This window comes from Streptomyces sp. MA5143a, from assembly GCF_900290235.1.
Lineage (GTDB): Bacteria > Actinomycetota > Actinomycetes > Streptomycetales > Streptomycetaceae > Streptomyces.
The window spans coordinates 136105-144367 of sequence record NZ_OLMK01000088.1 but is presented as its reverse complement, the minus strand read 5'-3'; the positions used below and the strand labels follow the sequence as shown (position 1 = coordinate 144367).

6 protein-coding genes are annotated in these 8263 nt (G+C 73.9%); 3 read left to right on the top strand and 3 right to left on the bottom strand.

From position 1 onward, the window contains the following. Positions 1–8 precede the first annotated feature (8 nt). The gene (locus SMA5143A_RS33065; protein WP_107466528.1) at positions 9–917 is read right to left on the bottom strand and encodes an aminoglycoside phosphotransferase family protein; all 909 of its coding nucleotides are present in this window, start codon (positions 915–917) and stop codon (positions 9–11) included. A 147-nt stretch (positions 918–1064) separates the two neighbouring features. On the opposite strand from SMA5143A_RS33065, the gene SMA5143A_RS33060 reads away from it, so the two are divergent. The 3 genes from SMA5143A_RS33060 (at position 1065) to SMA5143A_RS33050 (ending at position 4025) form a co-directional block, all read left to right on the top strand. Further along, the gene (locus SMA5143A_RS33060; RefSeq protein WP_107466527.1) at positions 1065–1808 is read left to right on the top strand and encodes a class I SAM-dependent DNA methyltransferase; all 744 of its coding nucleotides are present in this window, start codon (positions 1065–1067) and stop codon (positions 1806–1808) included. After that, positions 1805–2542 (top strand): SDR family NAD(P)-dependent oxidoreductase, encoded by a 738-nt coding sequence (locus tag SMA5143A_RS33055; protein ID WP_107466526.1) that lies wholly within the window; start codon positions 1805–1807, stop codon positions 2540–2542. Before SMA5143A_RS33060 ends, SMA5143A_RS33055 begins: the two co-directional genes overlap by 4 nt. Positions 2543–2657: 115 nt before the next feature. After that, a complete protein-coding gene (locus tag SMA5143A_RS33050; protein ID WP_107466525.1) occupies positions 2658–4025 on the top strand; it encodes an aminotransferase family protein in 1368 nt (455 codons plus the stop codon). 28 nt (positions 4026–4053) lie between these two features. On the opposite strand, the gene SMA5143A_RS33045 is transcribed toward SMA5143A_RS33050, so the two are convergent. Then, positions 4054–4944, bottom strand: coding sequence for a TauD/TfdA dioxygenase family protein (locus tag SMA5143A_RS33045; protein WP_107466540.1), 891 nt, complete (start codon positions 4942–4944; stop codon positions 4054–4056). A gap of 74 nt (positions 4945–5018) precedes the next feature. Beyond that, positions 5019–8123 (bottom strand): type I polyketide synthase, encoded by a 3105-nt coding sequence (locus SMA5143A_RS33040; protein ID WP_107466524.1) that lies wholly within the window; start codon positions 8121–8123, stop codon positions 5019–5021. Positions 8124–8263: the final 140 nt, after the last annotated feature.

Below are 8263 nucleotides of genomic sequence, written 5' to 3'. Positions count from 1 at the left end.
AACACGCCCTAGGCGAAGTCGTCGTGATCGGAGAGGACCTGGTCGATGACCCGCCGGTGGAAGGCGGCCAGGTCCGGGTCGGTGTCGATGGTCTCGGACAGCATGAGCAGCGACTTCCACAGGGCCCAGCCCCGGGCCCGCGCCCATGTGCCCTCGTCCTGGGCGACCGCGCGCCGGAACGCCTCGCGGCTGTCGCCGGAGAACATCGTCCACGCGATCACCAGGTCGCAGGCCGGGTCGCCGACCCCCGAGGTGCCGAAGTCGATGACGGCCGTCAACTTGCGGTCCCTGACCAGCAGGTTGCCGCTCGCGATGTCCCCGTGGAACCACACGGGCGCCCCGCGGAACTCGGCGGCGAGCGCGGCCCGCCAGACCTCGGCGGCCCGCCCGGTGTCGACGCGGCCTTCGAGGGCGGCGAGACAGCGGCGGGTCTCCTCGTCGTAGTGCGCCGGCGGGGCGCCCCGGTACCAGCTGTGCTGCCCGGCGACCGGGCCGCCGGTGGTGTCGCAGCGCTGGAGGGCGAGGAGGAAGTCGGCGAGGGCGACGGCGAACTGTGCCATGTCGTCGATGCGCTCGGGTGCGGACGTCTCGCCGTCCAGCCAGCCGCGCACCGACCAGGGGAAGGGGTATCCCTCGCCGGGGACGCCCTTGCCCAGCACGGCCGGGATCGCCACCGGCAGCGCGGGCGCCAGCCGTGGCAGCCACGCGCTCTCCTTGTCGACCGCGGGGACGTACCCGGCGGCGGTGGGCAGCCGGACCGACATGTCGTCACCGAGGCGATAGGTGCGGTTGTCCCAGCCGTCAACCTCCACCGGCACCACGGGTAAGTCGGCCCACTGCGGGAACTGACCGGCGATCAGCCTGGTGACCAGCGCGGCGTCGATGCCTGCGCGGCCATCGGGGGGTGTCGAAGCCATGGGCCGATGATCGCTCGAAAGGGCGTGCCCGCGCAACGGATTTGACACTTCCGATCCGCGATCGCTCCACCCGGCTGGCAATGCATTGCCTTTGAGTTGCCAAGCGGGGCAAGATGGTACCGAGTCCATCGAATGAAGGGGTTTCTCATGGCCACCGATCGGAAGTTCGGCGATCCCGCGCTCTTCGGCGAGGTCTGGGCCGACGACTACGACGACAGGACCAGCCTGGACCCCACGCCCGCCGTCGACTTCCTCGCCCCCCTGGCCAAGGGCGGGTCCGCCCTCGAACTCGCCGTCGGCACCGGCCGGGTGGCCCTGCCGCTGGCCGCCCGCGGCATCCGCGTGGAGGGCGTCGAGGGGTCCGCGAAGATGGCCGCGCGCCTGCGCGAGAAACCCGGCGGCGAGGACGTCCCCGTGACCGTCGGCGACATGGCCGACGTACCGGTCACCGGCCCCTTCACCCTCGTCTACCTCGTCTACAACACCCTGTTCAACCTTCTGGAGGCCGAGCGCCAGCAGGACTGCTTCCGCAATGTCGCCCGCGTCCTCGACGACGAAGGCGCCTTCGTGGTGGAGACCTATGTCCCGGACCCGTCGTTCTTCGACCGGGGCCAGCGCGTCCAGGCCCTCTCGGTGACGGAGGACTCCGCCACCATCGAGGTGTACCGCTTCGACCTGGCCGCCCAGCGCTTCCACAGCCAGAAGATCACCTTCGGCGCGGACGGCGTCCGACTGCGCCCCCACGCCGAGCGCTACTGCTGGCCCGCCGAACTCGACGTGATGGCGGCCCGCGCCGGCCTGCGCCTCGACCGGCGGGTCGCCGACTGGTCCGGCCGCCCCTTCGGCCCCGACAGCACCGGTCATGTCTCGGTGTACCGGCCCGAGCGATGACCCCGGACACGATCGTCCTCGTCACCGGCGCCAACCGGGGCATCGGACGGGAGGCCGCCCGGCAACTCGCCGTGCGCGGCGCCCGGGTCCTCCTCGGCGCCCGCGACATCCGGCAGGGCGAGAACGCCGCCCGCGCGCTCGACCGCGAAGGCGTCCATGTCACGCCCGTGGCGCTCGACGTGACGGACGCCCACAGCGCCACCGAACTCGCCGACCGGCTGGAGAAGGAGCACGGCAGGCTCGACGTCCTGGTCAACAACGCCGGTCACTTCCGCGGGGCCACCGCCGTCGACACCGACGCCCGGCTCGTCCGCGACCTCCTCGACGTCAACGTCGTCGGCCCGGTCGCCGTGCTCCACGCCCTGCTGCCGCTGCTGCGCCGCTCCCCGGCGCCCCGCGTCGTCAACGTCTCCAGCACCACGGCCTCGTTCGGCCTCACCACCTCCGGCGCGGACCTGCCCGGCGACGCCTCGGCGCGCCTCGCGTACACCGCCTCGAAGGCGGCCCTCAACATGCTGACCGTCCAGTACGACCTCGCCTTCCGCCAGGACCCGGACCTGAGGCACATCAAGATCAACTCGGTGTCGCCGGGCTGGACGGCCACCGCCATGAACGACTTCCGCGCGCCCCGCACCGTCGAGGAGGGCGCCCGCGCCCTCGTCGCGCTCGCCACCCTCCCCGACGACGGCCCGAGCGGCGGCTTCTTCGACGAGCACGGCCCCCTGGCCTGGTGACCCCACCGGCCCGCGCCCGCGTCCGTGCGCTCCGTCCCGCCGGGACACCGCACGGCGGCTCCGACACCGACACCGACGCAGTCAAGGACCCGACACGCCCGAGAAGAGAGCGCCCATGAACGCACCTTGGACCACCGCCGAACCCCGCCGCCCCGAGACACCGACTGCTCCTGGCGACCGGCCCCCCACCGCCCCCGCCGTCGACCGTGAGGCCGTGCGGGAGCGGGACCGACGGCACGTCTGGCACACATGGACACCCCTGGCCGCCGACCGCTCCGCCCTGACCGTCTCGCACGGAGCGGGCCACCAGGTGTGGGACATCGACGGCCGCGCCTACGTCGACGCCTCCGCCCTCAACTCCACCTGCGGCTACGCCCACCCCGACGTCCTGCGGGCCATCGTCGACCAGGCGTCGCGGCTCCACCACTTCGACCTCTCGGTCGCCGGCCACCGGCCCGCCGGCCTGCTCGCCGAACGCCTCGCCGGACACCTCCCGGCCGACATGACCAAGACGCTCTTCGTCAACAGCGGCTCCGAGGGCTTCGACGCCGCCCTCATGATGGCCGTGTCCTACTGGGCCCACCTCGGCCGCCCCCGCTCCCGGGTGGTCACCTTCGCCCGCTCCTACCACGGTGCCACGCTCCTCAGCCGCAGCCTGTCCACGCTGCCCCGCAACCGTCACCTGCTGGCCGAGCCGCTCCCCGTGACCAGGGTCGAACTTCCCCTCGAAGCACGGGAACTGCGCCACGCGGACGCCCGACCCGCCCTGCTCGCCGCCTTCGAGCAGGCCATCGGGCACGACCCCGACGACCTCCCGGCCGCCGTCGTCGTCGAACCGTTCCTCAACGTCGGCGGCGCCGTCATGCTGCCGCCCGGTTTCCTGCGGGAGCTGCGCGCGCTGTGCGACGCCACCGGCACCCTGCTGGTCCTCGACGAGGTCTTCACCGCGTACGGCCGCTGCGGCGCCATGTTCGCCACGCTCCGCGAGGACGTCACCCCGGACATCCTCGTCAGCAGCAAAGGCCTCAGCGGCGGCTATGTGCCGATCGCGGCGGTCACCGTACGGCAGCGCGTCCACGACACCTTCGACCGGGACCCGGTCATCGGAGGGCTCCGCTACGGACACACCACCTCCGGCCACGCGGTGGCCTGCGCGGCGGCGCTCGCCACCCTCGACGTCCTGGAGCGGCAGCGGCTGCCCGAGCGGGCGGACCGGCTCGGCGCCGACCTGCTCCGCCGGCTGGCACCGCTGGCCGACGCGCCGGGCGTGGTCGACGTGCGCGGACTCGGTCTGATCCTGGTCGTCGAGACGGCCGCACCCGAGCTGGCTACCGACGTCCTGGCCCGGGCCCGCGACAACGGGCTGCTGCTGCGTCAGGTCGGCGCGGCCGTCATGGCCGTACCGCCCCTGGTCATCGACGACGAGGGCGCCACGGCCGTCGTCGACGGTCTGTACGCGGCGGTGTCGGCCGCGGCCGGCTGACACCGCCCCTCATCACCCGGCGACGGCGTCAGGAGACGCCGTCGCTGTATGCCGTGGTGTCGCCGGTCAGCACCGTGCTCGGCCGTCCGTCGACCCCCACGGGGACGGAGCCGGTCACGGTGCACCGTTCCGCGCGCCGGTCCATGTCGCCGTAGTCGAACACGGCGTAGTGCTGCGTGGCCCGGTTGTCCCAGATCGCCAGGTCGCCCTCGCTCCACCGCCAGTGGACGGTGTGCTCGGGCGTGGTGACGTACTCCTGGAGGACACGCAGTACGTCCCGCGAGGCCTGCGGGGAGAGCCCGACCGCCCGGCGCGCGAATCCGCCCAGCAGCAGGGCGCGTTCGCCGGTCTCCGGGTGGACGTGCACCGCCGGGTGCTCGGTCTCGAACAGGGTGGAGATGTACTCGCGGCGCGCCGCCACCGTGGCGTCCGTGTAGTCGGAGTCGTTGCTGTGCACGACCCGCAGCCGGTCGGCGAGCGCCCTCAGCGGCTCGGGCAGCGACTCGTACGCGGTCACGGTGTTCGCCCACAGGGTGTCGCCGCCGTAGGGCGGGGCGATCTTGTTGTGCAGGAAGGCCAGCGCGGGCGGCCGGTCGACGAACGTGAGATCGGTGTGCCAGTGGTTGGCGCGGGTGCCCTGGCGGGAGTCGAGCTCCCTGACCTCGGGCCGGTCCTCCGGCGCCCGGTAGATGGGATGACCGAGCGTCAGGTCGCCGAAGGCGCGGGCGAAGGCCGCCTGGCTCGCGTAGTCCAGCCGCTGGTTCCTCAGGAAGACGACCTTGTACCGGAGCAGGGCCCGGCGCAGTTCCGCGACGGTGGCCGCGGCCGGCGGGGCGGCCGCGTCCACGCCGCCTATCTCGGCGCCGATGTGCCCGGCCAGCGGAGTGACGGTCGGACGGGCCGGTCGCACGGGGGTCATGGTCACGATGTGTGCCTTTCTGTCGGGCGGGGCGGTCGGGTCGGGGCCGCGTGGGGCGGGACGGGGTGGGTGGGTCACCGGGCTGGGGGTGTCTCCCCGGTGGTGAGGTCGTGCAGGAGGGCGGCCTGCGCGCCCAGGGAGCGGGCGGTCATCAGGTCGCGGACGGGGACCGGGACGCCCAGCTCCCGGCTCGCCCCGCGCGCGAGGCGCGTGGCCAGGAGCGAGTCCCCGCCCAGATCGAAGAAGTCGGACTCCTCACCGAGGTCGCCGTGCCCGAGCAGCTCCACCCAGAGGCGGTTCAGGACGGAGGCGGGGTCCTCGACGGGCGCGGCTACGGGTGAGGGTGCGGGCGAGGCGGGTTCGGGTGCGGTCGGTGTCCCGGCCACCGAAGGCCCCGGCGCAGGCACCGGCGTCGTCGCCGGCCCTGGCACAGGTACCGCCCCCGGCGTCGCCGCCGGCCCTGACACCGGCGTGGGCGTGGGCGTCGGCACCGGCTGCCTGACGGACCGTGACGCGTCCGTCCGCGGCGCGGCCTCCGGGGCGATCCAGCGCGGGCCCGCGAAGGGGTAGGTCGGCAGATGCACCCGGCGGCCCCCCGGCCGGCACAGCGCACGGCGGGGGAGGGGCTGGCCCCGGGTCCACAGGGTGCCCAGGGCCGTGAGGACCTCCTCCGCGGGGCGGGCCGTACGGGACGGGGAGAGCGGGACGGACGGCAGGCCCGCCGCCTCCGCGAGAGCGGACAGCACCCGGCCGGGGCCCACCTCCACCACCAGGGCGTCGGGGAGGCGCTCGGCGATCGACGCCAGCGCGTCACCGAACCGCACGGTGCGCCGGGCCTGGTCGACGAACAACTCGGGCCGGACGTCCGTGTCCGGCGGGATCAGGCGCCCGGTGACGGTGGTGGCGAAGGGCACGACCGGCCGGCGCACGCCGACGGCGGCGAGTGCCTCGGCCAGCCGGGGGAGGGCGGGCTCGACGAGCGCGGTGTGGAAGGCGCGCCGCGTGGCGAGACGGCGTACGAGGACACGGCCGGCGAGGCGTGCCTCGAACTCCGTCACGGCCTCGGCCGGACCCGCCACCACACAGCCGTCCGCGGAGTTCACGGCGGCCAGCTCCAGGCCCAGCCCGGAGACGGCGAGGAGCTCGCGCGCCCGTGCCTCCTCGCAGCCGAGCGCGAGCATGGCGCCCTTGGGGCACTCCTGCATGGCGCGGCCGCGGACGGTCACCAGCCGTGCCGCGTCGGCGAGTTCGAAGACCCCGCCGACACAGGCGGCCGTGATCTCGCCGAGACTGTGCCCGGCCAGTGCCGCGGGGGAGACGCCGAGCGTGGTGAGCGCGGTGGCCGCCGCGTACTCGAAGGCGAACAGGACGGGCTGGGCCAGCTCCGTCTCCGCGAGTTCGGCGGCGGGGAACTCCGGGTCGAACAGCGCGCGGCGCATCCGTTCGCCGAGCGCCGGCTCGAACGCAGCGAGGCACTCGTCCAGCGCGGCGGGGAAGTACGGCAGCACCTCGGCGACGGGCACCGCCATGCCGGGGTGCTGGGTGCCCTGCCCGGGGAAGACGAGGACGACGGGCGCGGGCCCCGAGGCCGGGCGGCTGCCGCGGACCACGCCCGCGCCCCGCGTCAGCCGCTGCCCCACCTCGGCACAGGTCCGGCCGGTCACCGCGAGCCGCTCCGGCAACTCCGCCCGTCCGGTGGCGAGCGTCGCCGCCACGTCCCCGAGAGACAGGTCCTCCCCGGCCAGCCGCGCGCCGAGCCGCGCGGCGGAGCGGCTCAGGCCATCGGCGTCGGCGGCGGACACCAGCACCAGACGCACACCCTCTTCGGACCCCTCCCGGTCGTCGGTCTCCTCCCGGACGGGTGCCGGCGGCTGTTCGACGACGACATGGACGTTGGTGCCGCCGATCCCGAAGGAGCTGACCCCGGCCCGGCGCGGCTCGGGTCCGGTCCACGGCGCGCACTCGGTGGGCACGTACAGGGGTGAACCGTCCGTCTCCAGCAGCGGGTTGAGTCGGCTGAACCCGGCCACCGGCGGCACGACCCCCTTCTTCACCACCAGCAGCGCCTTGATCAGGGCGGCCACCCCGGCCGCGTTGTCGAGATGGCCGACGTTGGCCTTCAACGCCCCCACCGCGACGGTGCCCGGGCCCGCGCCCGCCCCGCCGAGCGCCGCCGAGGCCGCCGACCACTCGATGGGATCGCCCACGCGTGTACCGGTGCCGTGCGTCTCCAGGTAGCCGATCGTGTCGCCGTCGACGTCCGCCGCGGCGAGCGCGGCCCGGATGACCTCCTCCTGGCCGCCGACGGACGGGGCGTAGTACCCCGCCTTCGCCGCACCGTCGTTGTTGATGGCGGTGCCGAGCACCACACCGTACGGCTCGGAGCCGTCCTCCAGCGCGTCGGTGAGCCGCCGCATGACGACGCACGCCGCTCCGGACCCGGCCACGACGCCGTCGGCGTGCTCGTCGAACGGACGGCACGACCCGGACGCCGAGTGGATCCCGCCCGGTACGGCGAGGTGGCCCGCCTGCGGATAGGGGACCCCCGCCGCGACGACGAGCGCCTGGTCGCAGTCGCCGTTCAGCAACGACTGCACGGCCATGTGCAGCGCCACCAGGGACGAGGAACAGGCCGTCTGCACGGCCACGGCGGGCCCCGTGAGTCCGAGCTTGTACGAGACGAGGCTCGCCATGAAGTCCGGCTCGGTGCCGTGGATCGCGTCCTCCAGCGTCAGCGGATCCAGCTCCCCGCTCGCCACCATGGCACGCAGATAGCCGCTGCCGCCGGCGGAGGCGAAGACCGCGGTCCTCGGCACGCCTCCTTCCCGGGCCGCGTCCCTGGCGACGGGAGCGACTCCGGCGTCCTCCAGGGCGGCCCAGGCGACCTCCAGCATCAGCCGGTGCTGCGGGTCCATCATCTCGGCCTCGCGCGGACTCACCCCGAACAGCGCGTGGTCGAAGCGGTCGGCGTCGGGGAGATGACCGTGGACGGGAACGTAGTCGGGGTCGTCCAGCACCTCCTTCGGTACGCCCGCGGCGAGGAGGTCGGACTTCTCGTAGCGCGTGGTCAGCACACGGCCTTCGATCAGGGCCGTCCACCACGCGTCGAGGTCGGCCGCGCCGGGGAACCGCGCGGAGACGCCGGTGACGGCGATGTCCAGGGAACGGTCACGAGTCATCAGAACCACCTTCGGCTTCGGGACACCTCGACAGGTTGCCAGCAAAGACAAGCTCGTGGCAATATCTTGTCAATCCTGGCAAGCACTTGACCTGGCGTCCGTTACAGCGCCCCCGGCGCCGCGTCCGTACGCGAGGAACA

Coding starts and splice junctions, on each gene's coding strand:
- SMA5143A_RS33065 (WP_107466528.1), bottom strand. CDS start 917: ATGGCTTCGACACCCCCCGATGGCCGCGCAGGCATCGACGCCGCGCTG.
- SMA5143A_RS33055 (WP_107466526.1), top strand. CDS start 1,805: ATGACCCCGGACACGATCGTCCTCGTCACCGGCGCCAACCGGGGCATC.
- SMA5143A_RS33040 (WP_107466524.1), bottom strand. CDS start 8,123: ATGACTCGTGACCGTTCCCTGGACATCGCCGTCACCGGCGTCTCCGCG.
- SMA5143A_RS33060 (WP_107466527.1), top strand. CDS start 1,065: ATGGCCACCGATCGGAAGTTCGGCGATCCCGCGCTCTTCGGCGAGGTC.
- SMA5143A_RS33050 (WP_107466525.1), top strand. CDS start 2,658: ATGAACGCACCTTGGACCACCGCCGAACCCCGCCGCCCCGAGACACCG.
- SMA5143A_RS33045 (WP_107466540.1), bottom strand. CDS start 4,944: ATGACCCCCGTGCGACCGGCCCGTCCGACCGTCACTCCGCTGGCCGGG.